General features: G+C 70.4%; 17 protein-coding genes. 8 read left to right on the top strand and 9 right to left on the bottom strand.

Annotated features, from left to right (window positions below; all coding sequences use genetic code 11):
• Positions 1-63 precede the first annotated feature (63 nt).
• The 5 genes from OVA21_RS16320 to OVA21_RS16300 form a co-directional block, all read right to left on the bottom strand.
• Positions 64-288 carry a hypothetical protein gene (locus OVA21_RS16320; protein ID WP_007627187.1) on the bottom strand — a complete coding sequence of 75 codons (225 nt, stop codon included), beginning with the start codon at positions 286-288 and terminating at the stop codon, positions 64-66.
• Between the two features lie 6 nt (positions 289-294).
• Positions 295-1,206 (bottom strand): carbohydrate ABC transporter permease, encoded by a 912-nt coding sequence (locus OVA21_RS16315; RefSeq protein ID WP_268092866.1) that lies wholly within the window; start codon positions 1,204-1,206, stop codon positions 295-297.
• 35 nt (positions 1,207-1,241) lie between these two features.
• The gene (locus OVA21_RS16310) at positions 1,242-2,231 is read right to left on the bottom strand and encodes a carbohydrate ABC transporter permease (RefSeq protein WP_067720075.1); all 990 of its coding nucleotides are present in this window, start codon (positions 2,229-2,231) and stop codon (positions 1,242-1,244) included.
• A 207-nt stretch (positions 2,232-2,438) separates the two neighbouring features.
• Positions 2,439-3,707 (bottom strand): ABC transporter substrate-binding protein, encoded by a 1,269-nt coding sequence (locus OVA21_RS16305; RefSeq protein ID WP_096906373.1) that lies wholly within the window; start codon positions 3,705-3,707, stop codon positions 2,439-2,441.
• A 279-nt stretch (positions 3,708-3,986) separates the two neighbouring features.
• Positions 3,987-5,042, bottom strand: coding sequence for an ABC transporter ATP-binding protein (locus OVA21_RS16300; RefSeq protein WP_096906374.1), 1,056 nt, complete (start codon positions 5,040-5,042; stop codon positions 3,987-3,989).
• A 206-nt stretch (positions 5,043-5,248) separates the two neighbouring features.
• Between OVA21_RS16300 and OVA21_RS16295 the strand changes: the two genes are divergently transcribed.
• On the top strand, positions 5,249-7,363 hold the full coding sequence (locus OVA21_RS16295; protein ID WP_096906375.1) for a PhoX family protein: 2,115 nt from the start codon (positions 5,249-5,251) through the stop codon (positions 7,361-7,363).
• 87 nt (positions 7,364-7,450) lie between these two features.
• Here the strand turns inward: OVA21_RS16295 and OVA21_RS16290 are convergent, their stop codons facing one another.
• On the bottom strand, positions 7,451-8,263 hold the full coding sequence (locus OVA21_RS16290; protein WP_096906376.1) for an alpha/beta fold hydrolase: 813 nt from the start codon (positions 8,261-8,263) through the stop codon (positions 7,451-7,453).
• Positions 8,264-8,375: 112 nt separating this feature from the next.
• Here OVA21_RS16290 and OVA21_RS16285 point away from each other — a divergent pair, with 112 nt between their 5' ends.
• The 3 genes from OVA21_RS16285 to OVA21_RS16275 all read left to right on the top strand — a co-directional run bounded on the left by OVA21_RS16285 (position 8,376) and on the right by OVA21_RS16275 (position 10,754).
• Positions 8,376-8,909, top strand: coding sequence for a MarR family winged helix-turn-helix transcriptional regulator (locus tag OVA21_RS16285; protein ID WP_069389855.1), 534 nt, complete (start codon positions 8,376-8,378; stop codon positions 8,907-8,909).
• A gap of 9 nt (positions 8,910-8,918) precedes the next feature.
• Positions 8,919-9,593, top strand: coding sequence for an SDR family oxidoreductase (locus OVA21_RS16280; protein WP_096906377.1), 675 nt, complete (start codon positions 8,919-8,921; stop codon positions 9,591-9,593).
• A 72-nt stretch (positions 9,594-9,665) separates the two neighbouring features.
• Positions 9,666-10,754: a 2-dehydropantoate 2-reductase gene (locus OVA21_RS16275; protein ID WP_096906378.1), complete on the top strand. Its 1,089-nt coding sequence runs from the start codon at positions 9,666-9,668 to the stop codon at positions 10,752-10,754.
• A gap of 57 nt (positions 10,755-10,811) precedes the next feature.
• Here the strand turns inward: OVA21_RS16275 and OVA21_RS16270 are convergent, their stop codons facing one another.
• Positions 10,812-11,093, bottom strand: coding sequence for an Lrp/AsnC family transcriptional regulator (locus OVA21_RS16270; protein ID WP_067720093.1), 282 nt, complete (start codon positions 11,091-11,093; stop codon positions 10,812-10,814).
• Between the two features lie 38 nt (positions 11,094-11,131).
• Between OVA21_RS16270 and OVA21_RS16265 the strand changes: the two genes are divergently transcribed.
• Positions 11,132-11,821 (top strand): AIM24 family protein, encoded by a 690-nt coding sequence (locus OVA21_RS16265; RefSeq protein WP_096906379.1) that lies wholly within the window; start codon positions 11,132-11,134, stop codon positions 11,819-11,821.
• Between the two features lie 49 nt (positions 11,822-11,870).
• Here the strand turns inward: OVA21_RS16265 and OVA21_RS16260 are convergent, their stop codons facing one another.
• Positions 11,871-12,245: an SgcJ/EcaC family oxidoreductase gene (locus OVA21_RS16260; protein ID WP_096906380.1), complete on the bottom strand. Its 375-nt coding sequence runs from the start codon at positions 12,243-12,245 to the stop codon at positions 11,871-11,873.
• A 180-nt stretch (positions 12,246-12,425) separates the two neighbouring features.
• Here OVA21_RS16260 and OVA21_RS16255 point away from each other — a divergent pair, with 180 nt between their 5' ends.
• Positions 12,426-13,829, top strand: coding sequence for a sugar porter family MFS transporter (locus OVA21_RS16255; RefSeq protein ID WP_268092865.1), 1,404 nt, complete (start codon positions 12,426-12,428; stop codon positions 13,827-13,829).
• Here OVA21_RS16255 and OVA21_RS16250 read toward each other — a convergent pair.
• Complete coding sequence (locus OVA21_RS16250; protein ID WP_268092864.1) at positions 13,739-14,353, bottom strand: GyrI-like domain-containing protein; 615 nt, start codon at positions 14,351-14,353, stop codon at positions 13,739-13,741. The two genes, OVA21_RS16255 and OVA21_RS16250, sit on opposite strands and share 91 nt — an antisense overlap.
• A 172-nt stretch (positions 14,354-14,525) precedes the next feature.
• Here OVA21_RS16250 and OVA21_RS16245 point away from each other — a divergent pair, with 172 nt between their 5' ends.
• Positions 14,526-14,708 carry a hypothetical protein gene (locus tag OVA21_RS16245; protein WP_069389860.1) on the top strand — a complete coding sequence of 61 codons (183 nt, stop codon included), beginning with the start codon at positions 14,526-14,528 and terminating at the stop codon, positions 14,706-14,708.
• Positions 14,705-15,592 (top strand): hydrolase, encoded by an 888-nt coding sequence (locus OVA21_RS16240; RefSeq protein WP_268092863.1) that lies wholly within the window; start codon positions 14,705-14,707, stop codon positions 15,590-15,592. The genes OVA21_RS16245 and OVA21_RS16240 overlap by 4 nt, the downstream gene beginning before the upstream one ends.
• The last annotated feature ends 3 nt before the right edge of the window (positions 15,593-15,595 follow it).

Raw genomic sequence — 15,595 nt, 5'->3', positions numbered from 1 at the left:
GATTGGAACCGGGGCGGGCCGGGCGGGCTGGGGCGGGCGCGTGTCGGCGCGGGCCGCGGCGGGTCAGCCCCGCTTGACCGCCCGGTCGACCCGGCGCCACGTCCGGTAGGTGTACCACGACGCCACCAGCATGAGCACCAGCACGAGCGAGGCGAAGATCGACGGTCGCCCGGTGAGGATCAAGCCCACCGCGTTGACCAACGCCAGCACGGTGAAGAACCCGACGAACCCGCCGATGACCTCCAGCCGCTGCCGGGCGCCCAGGGCGTCACCGCCGCTCCGAGCCACCGCCGATCAGCTCTTCAGGCCGCCGGCGGTGAGGCCGGAGATGATCCGTCGCTGGAAGATCAGCACCATGATCACCAGCGGCACGGTGACGAGCGCGCCGGCGGCCATGATCGCCGCGTGCGGCGGCAGGTACGGGTTGACCCCGGAGAACCGGGCGATCGCCACCGTCACGGGCTCGGTCGCGGTCGTGGACAGCTGCTGCGAGAGCACGAACTCGTTCCACGTGATGATGAACGCCAGGATCGCGGTGGTGAACAGGGCCGGCGCGGCGAGCGGGAGGATGATCTTGATGAACGCCTGGCCGCGGGTCGCACCATCGACGCGGGCAGCCTCCTCCAGCTCCCACGGCAGGTCGTTGAAGAACGACGTGAGCGTGTAGATGGTCAGCGGGAGCGCGAACGAGATGTTGGGGATGATGAGCGCCTGGTAGGTGCCGATCCAGCCGATGTCCGTGAACAGCTGGAACAGCGGCGTGACCAGGGCGACGCCGGGGAACATCGACGCGGCGAGGATGATCCCGGTGACGAGGAACTTGCCCCGGAAGTCGACCCTGGCGAGGGCGTAGGCGGTGAACACGCCGAACGTCAGCGCGAGGGCGGTGGTGATCGAGCTGATGAGCACGGAGTTGATGATCGCGCCCAGGAAGTTGTTGCCGCCGTCCGTGGCCAGCGCCTCGCGGAAGTTGTCGAGCGTGAGGTGCGAGGGCACCGGGCTGGCGGAGAAGATGAACCGGTTGTCGCGGAACGCGGTCACCAGCATCCAGTAGAACGGTGCGAGTCCCCAGATGAGGATGAGTAGCGCGCCGACGTAGGTGCTGATGGTGGGGCCGAGCGGTTTGCGTGGTGGCTTGATGTCCTCGTCGTCGCGGCGCCGGTCGGAGCCGGGGGTCGACGACGACGACGGGGTGGTCGTCGGCATGGTCGGCGAGGTGCTCGGTTCAGACGCTCGGTGACTCACCGGATCTCCCCCTTCTTGCCCGTGCGATCCTCCACGACGTTCGCGCCGAGGAATTTGACCATGATGTACGCGACGGCGAAGACCAGCAGGAACACCAGTGTCGATATCGCGGAGGCACTGTTGAAGTTGCCCATTCTCATCTCGTTGACCACCAGCATCGACACGGTCGCGGTGGGCGAGTTGGAGTTGGCCGACACGAGGATGACGGGCAGGTCGTACATGCGCAGCGCGTCGAGGGTGCGGAACAGGATCGCCACCATGAGGGCGGGACGCACCAGCGGAAGGGTGATGCGGACGAATTGCTGCCAGCGGGACGCGCCGTCCACGCGGGCCGCCTCGTAGACGTCACCGGGGATCATCTGTAACCCGGCGAGGATGAGCAGCGCCATGAACGGCGCGGTCTTCCACACGTCGGCGATGATGATGGCCATACGGGCGTAGAACGGGTCGGTGGTCCAGGCGATGTTCGTGCCCAGGAGGGTGTTGGCGATCCCGTTGGGGGCGAAGATGAACGCCCACAGTTTCGCCGTGACGGCGGTGGGGATCGCCCACGGGACCAGGACGGCGGCGCGCAGCAGGGAGCGTCCCCAGATGCTCTTGCCCATGACCACGGCCATGGCGAAACCGAGCACCGTCTCGAGGGAGACGGTGGTGACGGTGAAGAACAGCGTGTTGCCCATGGCGGGCCAGAAGTCCACGGACGAGACGCCCGGCGGACAGGTGACGGTGCCGTCGCCGCCGGGAGCGGGGCAGGCCTGCGTCAGCCAGTAGAGGTAGTGCTGGAAACCGGCGAACCCGCCCTCCGAGAACATGCCCGTGGCCGGGTCCAGGCCGCGGTCGGCCATGAACGACAGGTACACCGCGCGAATGACCGGGTACCCGATCACCACCGCGAGGATGGCCAGGGCCGGACCCACCATCCACACCGGACGCCAGTCGAACTTCTTCTCGACCAGTGGCGCCGGGGACTTCTCGCTCGTCGTCATCGCCTTGCTCCTCGCCGGGTTCGCGCCCGCCCCATCAGGGAGAGGAGGTGGGCCCCGGGAACGTTACCCGGGGCCCACCTGCCCTGGTCCGACAGCCGTCTGCCGCCGGACCGTGTGCCGATCACCCGGACCGCGGTGATCGTTGACCTCGTTCGATCACCGTGCTCGGTGGATCACTGTGCGTTGTGAATCACCGTGCTCGGTGAATCACTGTGCCTGTTCGATCGCGGCCGTCATGTCGTTGAGGGCCTGCTCCACGTCCTTCTCCCCGCGAAGCGCCGCGAAGGTGTTGTCCTGGATCGCCTTGGACACGGAGGGATAGAACGGGGTGACCGGGCGCGGCTCGGCGTTGTCGAGCGCCGCCTTCAGGGCCGGCATGTAGGGGAACTCCTGCTGGAGCGCCTCGTCGTCGTAGATCGAGGACAGCACCGGCGGGAACGACTGCTCGGCGAAGCCCATCTGGACGTCCTCGGAGATGATGAACTCGAGGAAGGCCCGCGCGGTCTCCTTGTTCTCGGAGAACACGTTGATCGCGTTGTTGTAGCCACCGAGCGTGGACTGACCGGCGCCGTCCTTGCCGACGATCGGGGCGACCTGGAAGTCACCCTGGACCTGCGACGTGGGGTCGGACTGGCCCGACTCGTACATGTACGGCCAGTTGTAGGAGTACATGGTCTCGCCGGCGAGGAAGGCCTGCGCGGTCTCCTCCTCCGTGAACGCGTCGGTCTTCTGGGGGATGACGCCGCCCTTGTAGGCGTCGACGAGGGCGGTCAGGCCCGCACGCGCCTCCTCGGTGTCGAGCTCGGGCGTCTTCCCGTCCTCACCGACGACCTGCCCGCCCCAGCTGTGGATGAACTGGGTGGCGGCGACGGTGAGACCCTCGTACTGGCTGAGCTGGGTCTGCAGGCAGTCGACGTTCGCACCCTCCGCGGCCTCGCAGGAGGAGACGAGCTCCTCCCAGTTGGCGGGCGCCTCCGGCTGGAGGTCGGTGCGGTAGTACAGGAGCTGGGCGTTGGTGTTCTGCGGCACGCCGTAGAGGGTGCCGTTGTAGGTCGCCGAGTCGACGGCGGCCTCGATCAGCCCGGAGGTGTCGACCTCGGTCTCGTTCTCGATCGGCTGCAGCCACCCGTTGGCCGCGAAGTACGCGGTGTCGGTGACGTCGAGGGCGAACACGTCGTACTCGCCGCTCTCGGTCTGGAGCGACTGCGTCAGGGTGTCGCGCTGCCCGTCCTGCTCGGCCGGCAGCTCGCGGAGGGTGACCTCCTGGTCGGGGTTCTCCGCGTTCCACTGCTCGATGACGGGACGGAGCTTGTCGGTGTCGTTGCTGCCCATCGCGAAGGTGATGGGGCCGACGCCCGAGGTGCCGGCCTGCGCCTGCTCGTCGGATTCATCGCCACCCGATCCACACGCCGTGGATACCAGGGCGACTACGGAGGCGGCCGCCGCCGCCTTGAGGAACCTGCCGTGAACGGCCATGCGCTCTCTCCTACTGTCGTGTCTCGACTCCCCTCGGCGAGTGCCGACGGGGCAGTGGACCGGTGCCGCCTGTGACGCGGGTCTCACTGAGGACCTGCTGAGCGTAACCCACGAGACGGCGGTGGCGCGGGACCACGTGCGGACACGCGACCGACGCGCCGTCGCTCCCGCCACCACGGATGGTCACGGGAGCGAGGTCACAGGAGTCACTCTAGCAACACCCGATCGGGGCGGACGCCGGCGTGCATCGCCGTTTGCACGGGCCCCGGCCCCACGGGGTCAGCGCAGTCTGAGACCGGATTCCACGTCGAAGAACCGCACCTCGTCGTCGAGCGCCTCGAGGTACATGGTGTCGCCCTTGCGGGGGTGGTCACCCGACTCCGCGCGATACACCACCGGGTGGTTCTCGCGGGTCGAGCAATGCAGGTAGCTGTCCGCCCCGAGCTCCTCCACCAGGTCCACCGTCACCTCCAGCCCGTGGCCTTCCGCGGCCATCCGCAGGTGCTCGGGCCGCACGCCGACGGTGACCCTCGACCCCGAGCCGGCGGGCACGGGCTCGCGGAACCCCTCGAGGTCCACCGCCCCGTCGGCGACCGGGGCGTCGAAGAGGTTCATGGACGGTGACCCGATGAAGCCGGCCACGAAGGCGTTGACCGGGTTGTTGTAGAGCTCGCGCGGGGCGTCGACCTGCTGGAGCACCCCGTCCTTGAGCACCGCGACGCGGTCGCCCATCGTCATGGCCTCGACCTGGTCGTGCGTCACGTAGATCATCGTGGTGTGCAGGTCCCGCTGCAGCTTGGCGATCTGGGCGCGCGTGGCCACCCGGAGCTTGGCGTCGAGGTTGGACAGCGGCTCGTCCATGAGGAAGACCTGCGGGTTGCGCACGATCGCCCGCCCCATGGCCACGCGCTGACGCTGGCCGCCGGACAGCTCCTTGGGCTTGCGGTCGAGATACGGCACCAGGTCGAGCATCTCCGCCGCGCGGTCGACGCGCTCCGTGATCTCCGACTTGGACGCCTTGGCCAGCTTCAGTGCGAAACCCATGTTCTCGCGGACCGTGTAATGCGGGTACAGCGCGTAGTTCTGGAACACCATCGCGATGTCGCGGTCCTTGGGCTCGGTGCCCGTCACGTCCCTGTCACCGATGAGGATCCGTCCCGCCGCCACGTCCTCCAGACCGGCCAGGGCGCGCAGGGTCGTCGATTTTCCGCAGCCGGAGGGTCCGACCAGGACGAGGAACTCGCCGTCGGCGATCTCCAGATCCAGACGGTCGACACTGCGTCGCGCGGCCCCCGGATAGATGATGGACACGTTCTCGAAGGTCACCGAGGCCATGAGAAATAATTCCCTTCACCGGCAGGAACGTGCCGGACGATCCGAGATAGAGGGCGAACACGGGTGACTGTAGCGGCCCGGGGCGGAGTTCACCCGCACTGCGCACACAGTTCACGCGGGCGTGGCCCGCGCGCGGCCGCCCGGTCGTCCCGCGCGCCTAGCGTGCATGCGTCCACTACGACTGTTGACGCCTCCAGGAGACCCGAATGTCCGCCCGCCGCCTGCTCCCGATCGCCACCGCCCCGACGCCGGGGATCTCCAACCGACAGCACGTGACCTGTGTCTACAAGTGCGGGGACCAGTGCGCCGCACCGGTGCCCAACACCACCGACAACCCGTACTTCGGGGATATCGCCACCGAGATCAGCCGCCGCGGTGCACTCAAGGCCGCGGGGGTCGTGGCGCTGGCGGTGGGCGCCACCCAGGTGCTGCCCGCGACCGCCGCGGCGCAGGGCTCGTCCGCCGCCGGCTCGCTCGGACCCACCGGGTCCACCGGCGGGGCCACGATCGACACGGGGTTCGCCCCGGTCGCGCCCAACACCGCCGACGCCGTCACCGTCCCGGCGGGATACTCGAGCGATGTGGTGATCCGGTGGGGCGACCCCGTGCTGCCGGGCGCCCCGGAGTTCGACTTCGAGAACCAGACCGCCGCCGCGCAGGCCATGCAGTACGGCTACAACTGCGATCTGGCGGTGATGTTCCCGATGGACGACCGCGACGAGCGCTTCCTGCTCACCGTCAACCACGAGTACACGACCGAGCCCTCGATGTTCCGCGAGTACGATTCCTCGGCCCCGACCCGCGAGCAGGTCGAGATCGCCTGGGCGGCCCACGGGCTGACGGTGGTCGAGCTGGCCAGCCGCGCCGGCGACGGCGGGCTCGACCCCGTCATGGGGTCCTACAACCGGCGCATCACCGCCACCACCCCGTTCGAGCTGCGCGGACCCGCCGTCGGCCCCCTGACCCGGACCACGGCCGACCCGACCGGCACCCGCGTGCTCGGCACACTGAACAACTGCGCCGGCGGGCACACACCGTGGGGCACCGTCCTGTCCGGGGAGGAGAACTTCAACCAGTACTTCGGCACCACCGGGACGGTCACCGACCCGGAGCGTCTCGAGGCCCTGCGCCGCTACGGCGTGTCCGTCTCCCGCTCGGGGCGCCGGTGGGAGGAGTTCGACGCCCGCTTCGACCCGGCCGCCGAGCCCAACGAGGTCAACCGCTTCGGTTACGTCGTCGAGGTGGATCCCTGGGATCCGACCTCGACCCCGGTCAAGCACTCCGCGATGGGCCGGTTCAAGCACGAGGGCGCCTCGGTCCACGTCACCGGTGACGGCACCGTCGTCGCCTATTCCGGCGACGACGAGCGCTTCGACTACCTCTACAAGTTCGTCTCCAGCCGCCGGATCACACCCGGGACCGGCTCGGCCGCGCGGGCCGGGAACATGAAGATCCTCGACGAGGGCACCCTCTACGTGGCGACGTTCACCGGCAACTCCCCCGCCGCGCAGATCGACGGCTCCGGGGCGCTGCCCGCCGACGGCGCGTTCGACGGCACCGGCACCTGGATCCCGCTGATGACCGTCGCGCCCGGTGGGAACGCCGTCTCACACGTGCCGGGCATGACCCCGGAGCAGGTCGCGGTGTACACCCGCATGGCCGGCGACCGCGTCGGCGCCACCAAGATGGACCGCCCCGAGGACGTCGAGCCCAGCCCGACCACCGGCAGGGTCTACATGGCGCTGACCAACAACACCCGCCGCACGACCGCGAACGTGGACGAGGCCAACCCGCGGCACAACAACAAGCACGGTCAGGTCGTCGAGATCACCGACGACCACGCCGGCACCACCTTCGGCTGGAACCTGCTGCTGGTGTGTGGCGACCCGGCCGAGGCGGACTCGTACTTCGGCGGCTTCGACAAGTCGAAGGTCAGCCCCATCTCCTGCCCGGACAACGTCGCCTTCGACCCGGCCGGGGGACTGTGGGTGTCCACCGACGGCAACGCCCTCGGCTTCAACGACGGCCTCTACTCGGTGGCGACCGAAGGTCCGAACCGCGGCGAGACCAAGCTGTTCCTCACGGTCCCCGTCGGGGCCGAGACCTGCGGACCGCTGGTGTTCGACAACCGGGCGATCGTCAACGTCCAGCACCCCGGCGAGAAGGACGGCGCGTCGATCGAGAACCCCGCCTCGCACTGGCCCGACGGCGGCACCTCGCAGCCGCGGCCGTCGACCGTGGTCGCGTGGCGCAACGGGTTCTCCGGTGGCGCCGGCTCTCTCGGTTCGGGCTCCCTGCCGACGGGCCTGATCGGCTCCTGACGGCGGACGGCCGGGGCGGGTAGGCGGACTGCCGGGCCGGCGGGTCGGGTCGGTCAGGCCCGGCTGCCGGGCCGGCAGGCGGGCCGGTCAGACCCGACTGCCGGCCCGCGCGTACGCCAGGCCGCGCTCGGCGCAGGCGGCGATCGACGCGGCGACGCCCTCCGGGTCGTCGGACATCGGCACGTGCCCGTCGGCGCTGACCTCGACCCTCGCCTGCGGGAACAACCGCGTGGCGAGTGAGACCTGCCGCACCGGCAGGACCATGTCGAACCGGCCCCACCGGATGGTGATCGGCAAATCCTCGTCGACGGGGGCGGAGAACACGAACGCCCGCCGGTCGGCCCGGTCGAGCACGGTGTTGGACACGATCGCCTCGCTGTCGATGGCCGCGGCCTCCGCCGGGTACCGCCACGGGCGGGCGCAGAACACTGCCATCATCACCGCGCGTCCGGCGGCCCGCTCGGTCAGGGCCGGGGTGTGGCGGCCGATCCGGCCCGCCGCCCGGCGGAGACTCCGGAACACGGTGACCGTGTAGCGCCACTCGGCGTGCGAGCGGAAGAACCCGGCGGGCGACAGCGCGGTGACGCTGCTCGCCAGTCCGCGGGCGCCGAGCTCCAGCGCGAGGAAGCCCCCCAGGGAGTTGCCGGCGATGTGGGGGCGCTCCCCGGCCGGGACGACCTCCTCCAGGAGGCCGACGAGCTCGGAGACGACGTAGTCGAGCACGTCGCCGGTGTCCGGCAGATCCGCGGACCTGCCGTGGCCGGGCAGGTCCACGACCACCACGCGGAAACGGTCCGCGAGCAGCGGCACGACCGGATCCCAGGCGTGCGCCCGGTGGCACACGCCGTGCAGTAGGACGATGGTCGGGCCGGCCCCGGTGATCTGGTGATACAAACCCATGCGATCAGTATCCACCCCGGGACGAGGTGGCGCCCCATGACGGGAGAAGTTCGGCCTAGATTCGGTGCCGCGAGGCTTCCGGGGCGGAAGCCGGTGTCGAGGGAGCAGGGTCATGGAGACGACGACGAGCGATCCGGCGATACGGGAAGGTGAGCCCGGGCGGGGACTCGCCGAGAAGTTCCGACCCATCCTGTTGCGCCTGGACCTGCTTGTCCGCCGGCAGAGCACCCAGTACGCGCTGAGTCGCGCGCAGACCTCGATCCTGCACACCCTGGCCTGCCACGGGAGGCTGCGGATGTCGGACCTCGCCCGACTCGAGAACGTCCGCGTACCGACCACCAGCAATTCGGTGAGCGTCATCGAGGCCATGGGGTACGTCGAGCGCGAACCCGACGCCTCCGACCGACGCGGGGTCTGTGTCCGCCTCACCGACCTCGGTCGGGCCCGCATCGAACAGGTCCTCGCCGATCGTGACCGGGACTTCGCCGAGCGGATGTCCTATCTGAGCCCCGAACACCGCGATCTGCTCTCCTCGGCGGTGCCCGCCCTCACCGCCCTCCTCGACGCCTTCGACGGCGATGTCGACGCCCTTCCCGACTCTCAGCAGTCCGACCCGCAGCACTCCGACGCCCCCCGGTCCGTCTAGCCTCGGGGCATGAGCACGGTTCTCGTCACCGGCGCCTCCCGCGGGATCGGGGCGGCGACCGCCCGCACGCTGTCCGCCCACCACGACCTGGTCCTCGTGGGCAGGGACGTCGATGCGCTGCAGGCCGTGGCCGCTGATTGCCGCTCAGCCCGGGTGGTGGAGGCCGACCTCACCACCGGCGACGGGGTCGCGCGCGCCGCCCGCGACATCAGCACCCTCGACGGCCTCGTCCACTGCGCCGGCGTCGCCGAACTCGGCCGGATCGACGAGTCCGAGGCCGGCCAGTGGCGCCGGGCGTTCGAGGTCAACGTGCTGGCCATCGTCGAGCTGACCCGGGCACTGCTCCCGGCGCTGCGCGCGGCACGGGGCCACCTCGTCGTCGTCAACTCCGGCGCGGGGACCACCGCCAAACCGGGCTGGGGCTCCTACAGCGCCTCCAAGTTCGCCCTCCGCGCCGTCACCGACACCCTTCGCGGCGAGGAACCCGACCTGCGCGTCACGTCCATCCACCCCGGCCGCGTGGACACCGACATGCAGCGCGCGATCGTCGCCGCCGAGGGGCGCGACTACGACCCGGGCGCCTTCCTCCGCCCGGACTCGGTGGCCACCGCCGTCCGGCAGGCGTTGGGGTCCACTCCGGATACGCACCCCACCGAGGTCGTCCTGCGGCCGCGCCCGCACTGATTCCCCCGTCCGGCGGACAGGTACGTCGAACGGCTCCCCCGCCGCCGCGCGTGTCGTATCCTCTGCACCACCATGACCAGCCCGAACCCTCCTCTTCGGATCACCGTGATCGGCGCGGGCGTGATCGGCTGCTACCTGGGCGGCCGGCTCGCCCGCCACGCCGACGTGACCCTGGTCGGGCGCCCCCACGTGCTCGACCCGATCCGGGCGGTGGGACTGACCGTCGAGTCCGGAGACGGCGAGGACGCCCGGCTCCACATCCCCGCCGACGCCCTCACCCTGGCCACCGGGCCCGAGAGCGTCCGCCGCTCGGACGTCGTGCTGGTGTGCACCAAGGCCGGACAGACGGCCGCCGCCACCGCCGAGTTCTCTCCCTACCTTCGGCCGGACACGCTGGTCGTGGGCCTGCAGAACGGTCTGCACTCGGCGGACCTCATCCGGGAACTGGTCGACAGGACCACGGTGATCCCCGGCGTCATACCGTTCAATGTCGCGCGCACCGGACCCGCCACCTATCGGCGGACCTCCACCGGGGTGATCCGGCTCGCCGAACACCCCATGGCCGTCCCGCTGATCCGCACCATGGCGGCGGCCGAGCTGCCGGTGAGGCCCACCGACGACATCCAGGCGGTCCTCCACGGCAAGGTCCTGCTCAACCTCAACAACGCCGTCCAGGCGCTGTCCGGACTCCCGCTGCGCACGGAGCTGCTGGACCGGGACCTGCGGCGCTGCGTCGCCCTGTGTCAGGCGGAGGCCAACCGCGTGTTCACCGCGGCCGGGGTGGTGCCGCGGGTGCCGCTGGCCATCCCCGCCGGCGCCCTCCCGGTGGTGATGCGGCTGCCCAACCCGCTGTTCCGCCGCCTCGCCCGGGCCGCGGTCCGCGTCGACGCGGACGGCACCTCGTCCATGACGGACGATCTCGTGCGCGGCCGGCCCACCGAGGTCGAGTACCTGCAGGGCAAGGTCGTGAAGATGGCCGGTCAGCTCGGACTGGGGGCTCCGGCCTGCGCGCGGATGGTGGAGCTGGTGCACGAGGCCGAGGCGGCCGGCGAGGACCGGCGGCAATGGACCGGCAGGGAGCTCCTCACCGAGCTTCAGCGGGCCCGACGCCGGGCCCGCCGCCTGGCCCGGATACAGCAGATGACCGGCCAGCCGACCTGACTCCCGGTCCCCGTAGCCGATGCGGCCCCCGTAGCCGGTTCGGTCCCCGTACCCGGTTCAGTCCTCGTACCCGATCGAGAACGCGGCCTCGAGATCGTGCTTGGACTGGGTGCGGAACGCGATGTGGGTCTCGGTGTCCACCACGCCGGGGACCTTGTTGAGGCGGTCCGAGACAATGTCGGCGATCTCGTCGTTGCGCCGGGCCCGCACCAGCACGATGAGGTCGATGGTGCCGGTGACCGAGTAGACCTCGGAGACTCCGTCGATATCGGCGATGGCCCCGGCGACCTCGGGGATCCGCGCCGTCTCGGCGTGGACGAAGACGATTGCGGTGATCATGACCCCAAGGCTAGTGGAGCGGGCGTACCGTTCGCGCCATGATCCACGGGGACCTCTTCCAGTCGGCGCGCGAGACGGAGACGAACCGCCCGTTCGCCCTCCAGAACTCCAAGATGCTCAAGGTGACGCTCGCCGACCAGCCGATCCTCGCGCGGACCGGATCGATGGTCGCCTACCAGGGGCAGGTCGGGTTCGAGAACGTCGGCAGCGGCGGGATCGGCAGGATGTTCAAGGCGGCGGCGACGGGGGAGGGTGTGCCCCTCATGCGCTGCACCGGGCGGGGTGAGCTGTTCCTCGCCGACCAGGCCTCCGAGGTCCAGGTCCTCTACCTGGAGGACGACATGATCTCGGTCAACGGTGCGAGCGTGCTGGCGTTCTCCGAGGGGATCGCGTGGGACATCCACCGCATCGCCGCCAAGGGCGCCGTGATGACCGGCGGGTTGTTCAACGTCTCCCTGCGGGGGACCGGGTTCGTGGCGGTGACCACCAAGGGCCAGCCGGTCGCGCTCGACGTGACCTCCGCGCCGACGTTCGCCGATCCCCAGGCCGTGGTCCTGTGGACCGCCGGCGTGACGATGGACATCCGGGTGGACACGGGCGGGGTGAAGTCCCTGCTCCGGGGCGGGTCCGGGGAGACGTTCCAGTTGGCGTTCGGCGGCGCGGGACTGGTGGTCGTGCAGCCGTCGGAGAACGTGCCCCAGGGGGCCGGGAGCCAGGGCGGCGCGTAGTCCGCGCGCCCCGGCGACCCCGGCCGGCGCGGGGTTCAGGGGCGCGGGGTCAGCGCATGTTCTCCGGGGTCCAGTAGGCGCGCATCGAGGTGACTTTGCCCTGCTCGTCGTGGGTCATGAGGTCCCACACGTTGATGGTGGCCTTGGAGTCGGCGTCGAAGTGCGTGGTGATCTCGAAGTTGAACAGCAGGTCGTCGCCGCACACGCGGGCCTCGAGCACCTCGCCCTCGATCTTCATCGCCACGACGCTGGCGTAGAACTCGCGGATGGCCGCCTTGCCCTCGTGGACGGTGCCATTGCCCACCGGGTCCTCGACGGTGGCGCCCTCGGCGTAGAGGTCCATCACGGCCTCGAGGTCGCCGGCGGTCAGTGCAGCGATGTAGGAGTCGGCGGTGGAACGGATCTGTTCGGGTGAGGCGCTCAAGGCGGTGGCCCTTTCGGTGACGACGACGAGGTGACCCCGAGCCTAGAACGTGTTCTCGTCCCGCGGGGGCGGGCCGGGCGGAACAACGGTTTCCTTTATCGCTTGCGTCACTTGCACCGCGTGCCTACGCTCCCTTCACCACCTGGAGCAGGTGCGTCGGACAACAGAGCGGGGTACGTCATGTCCACGCAGCAGACCTCACCCACACCCGCCGAGGAGGAGACGTTCAACACCGGCCGGGTGGTGCTCATCTCCCTGGTCGCAGCGTTGGGCGGCTTCCTGTTCGGCTTCGACACCGCGGTGATCAACGGTGCCGTGGACGCCGTGCAGGAGACCTTCGAGATGAACGCCGGGCTGACCGGCTTCGCCGTGTCCTCCGCCCTGCTCGGGTGCATGGTCGGCGCTTACGTCGCCGGTCGTCTGGCCGACCACTGGGGTCGCACCCGCGTGATGATCCTCGCGTCGGTGCTGTTCACCGCGAGCGCCCTGGGGACCGGGTTCGCCTTCGGCCCCGTCGACCTCATCATCTGGCGGCTGGTCGGCGGGCTCGGGGTGGGCGCGGCGTCCGTCATCGCACCGGCCTACATCGCCGAGGTCGCCCCACCGGCGATCCGCGGTCGGCTGGGATCGCTGCAGCAGCTCGCGATCGTCTCCGGCATCTTCGTCGCACTGCTCTCCGACGCCTGGCTGGCCGGCATCGCGGGCGGCGCGATCGAGGAACTGTGGTTCGGCGCCGAGGCGTGGCGGTGGATGTTCTGGGCGGAGGTGATCCCCGCCGTGACCTACGGCGTGCTCGCGCTCACCATCCCGGAATCACCGCGCTACCTGGTGGGCAAGGGCATGGTCGACCGGGCTCGCGAGGTCCTCCGCTCCATTCAGCAGGGCGGTGTCGACTCCCGGATCAGGGAGATCCGCGCGACGGTCCGCGACGACCGCAAGCGCTCGTGGCGCGACCTGGTCAAGCCGGGCGGGGTCAACCTGCTGCCCATCGTGTGGATCGGCATCATCCTGTCGGTCTTCCAGCAGGCCGTGGGCATCAACGTGATCTTCTACTACTCCACCTCGCTGTGGCAGTCGGTCGGCTTCACCGAGGAGGACGCGCTCACCCAGACGGTCATCACGTCCGTGACGAACATCGTGGTGACGATCGTGGCGATCGCACTCATCGACAAGATCGGCCGCCGCAAGCTCCTCATCACCGGGTCCGTGGGCATGACGATCTCGCTGGCCGTGATGGCGCTGATGTTCAGCACCGCCACCATGGGACCGGGCCCGGACGGCGAACTCGCCCCGCAGCTCGCCGACACCCAGGGGCTGATCGCGCTCATCGCCGCGAACGGGTTCGTCGTGTTCTTCGGCATGTCGTGGGGCCCGGCCGTGTGGGTGCTGCTCGGCGAGAAGAGGAATTCGCGCACTGCTTCTCGAGAGATACAGGCGAAATCCTCTGCTCGGCGGCGGGCGGCGGGCGGCGGGCGACGGGCGATGAACCCGGGTCAGGCGGCGTCGTCCGGGGTGGGGGCGGGGCAGAACAGGTCGGTCCGCAGGGTGGCTGGGTCCATGTCGGGGCTCGGCTCGGTCACGTAGACCTCCCAGAACGGGCTGCCCGGCGCGCGCCCCATCCCGCCGATCGCACCCTTGAACTCGCCCCACGCCTGCCCGAGTCCGTCGTAGGAGCCGAGATGACTGGTCACCGCCACGTCCCCGGCCGGGAGCTCGGACGCGATGACCTGCATCCCGTCGATCTCGGACGGCTCGTCGGGGTGCAGCTCGGGCAGCGGACGCGCGAGGGGGAACCCGATCTCCAGGTCCGCGGCGGGTTCGGGTTCCTCGGTGGTGCGCGTGTAGAGCGCGAACGCCGGCCCGGCCGGGGTGACGCCGGCGGCGAACAGGGCAGGAAAGGCCGTGCCGAAGGCCGAGTCGAAGAACCCGGCGATCGTGGCCATGGGCACGCCGGTGGCGCGGACGACGGCGGTCGGCACGGCCGGTGCACGCAGCAGCCGCACCCCGTCCACCGGCTCGGGCCCGAGGTCGGGGTACCCGGGCGGCGGGTCGGCCGGCGCGGCGTCGCGTGGGTCGTGGGACGGGGAGGATGACGACGACGACGACATGGTGTGCCCTCTCGCTGCGGCGGCGGTCTGTCCAGTGTGCGCCGCGGGCGGCCACGAGGGAAGACCCGCCGGGCAGCGGGCACCGCGCACCTGCGGGGCCTGCCACTGCGGCGCGGGTGGGTCGGGGGCCGCGACGGATGCGGCAGTCGCGCGCGGCGGGGACAATCGGGGCATGCCGCACTACCGCCTCCACACCCCCGACCAGACGATCGACCTCGGCGACTTCGACAACGCCCAGGAGGCACTTGAGTCCGCCGTCTCCAGCCAGTCCGAGAAGATCCCCGTCGACGGGTCGCTCGAGCTGCAGATAGGCGACGACTGGCATGCCGTCGACATCGAGGGGGACATGCCGTGAGCCCCGGTCGCGGTGCGGACGCGGGCGGCGCACCCGTGGGCTCGGTGACCCAGTGCGCGACCTGTGGGGTCGAGCGCGCGGAGCCGCTACCGGCGGTGTGCCCGATCTGCGCGGACGAGCGCCAGTACGTGCCGTCCGGTGGGCAGCGGTGGACCGACCCGGAGGAGTCCCGAGCCCGGGGCGCGTCGATCGAGTTCGCCGAGCGTGAGACCGACGTCCTCAACCTCGTGCAGGTCAACTGCCCCGGCATCGGGCAGAAGCCGGCGCTCATCCGTACCGAGCACGGCAATGTGCTGGTCGAGGCGCCAAACTACATCAGTGACGAGGCGGTCGCCGCGGTGCGCGGGTGGGGCGGCCTCGCCGCGATCATCGCCTCGCATCCGCACATGTACGGGGTGCAGTCGCTCTGGTCGGCGGCGTTCGACGACTGCCCGGTCTACGTCTCCGCGCCGGACGAGCAGTGGCTGGGCCTGCGGCCGGGCAACACGGTGGTGTGGGGCGGGGGCCACGCCGCGGACCCGGCGGACGGCGGCGAGATCGAGATCGTGCCGGGCGTGCGCGCGTCCCAGCCCGGCGGGCATTTCCCGGGCAGCGTGGTGGTGCACTGGACCGCCCCCGACGGTCGCGGCGTGTTGTTCACCGGTGACACGATCGGTTCGGTCGCGGATCCGGGGTGGGTGACCTTCATGCGCTCGTTCCCCAACTGGATGCCGCTGTCCGGCGCCGTCGTCCGCCGGATCGCCGACCACGTCTCGCGTTACGACTTCGACCGCATCTACAGCAACTTCGGGGGCTGCGTGCCGCAGGACGCCCGCGGTGCCGTCCAGCGCTCGGCGGAGCGCTACGCCGCCTGGGTTGACGGCGAGTTCGACCACCTCACCTGACCT

It is taken from the genome of Dietzia sp. SL131 (assembly GCF_026672565.1).
GTDB lineage: Bacteria > Actinomycetota > Actinomycetes > Mycobacteriales > Mycobacteriaceae > Dietzia > Dietzia kunjamensis.
Note: the sequence above shows the minus strand (reverse complement) of the source record. Positions and strands in the feature narration are given on the sequence as shown.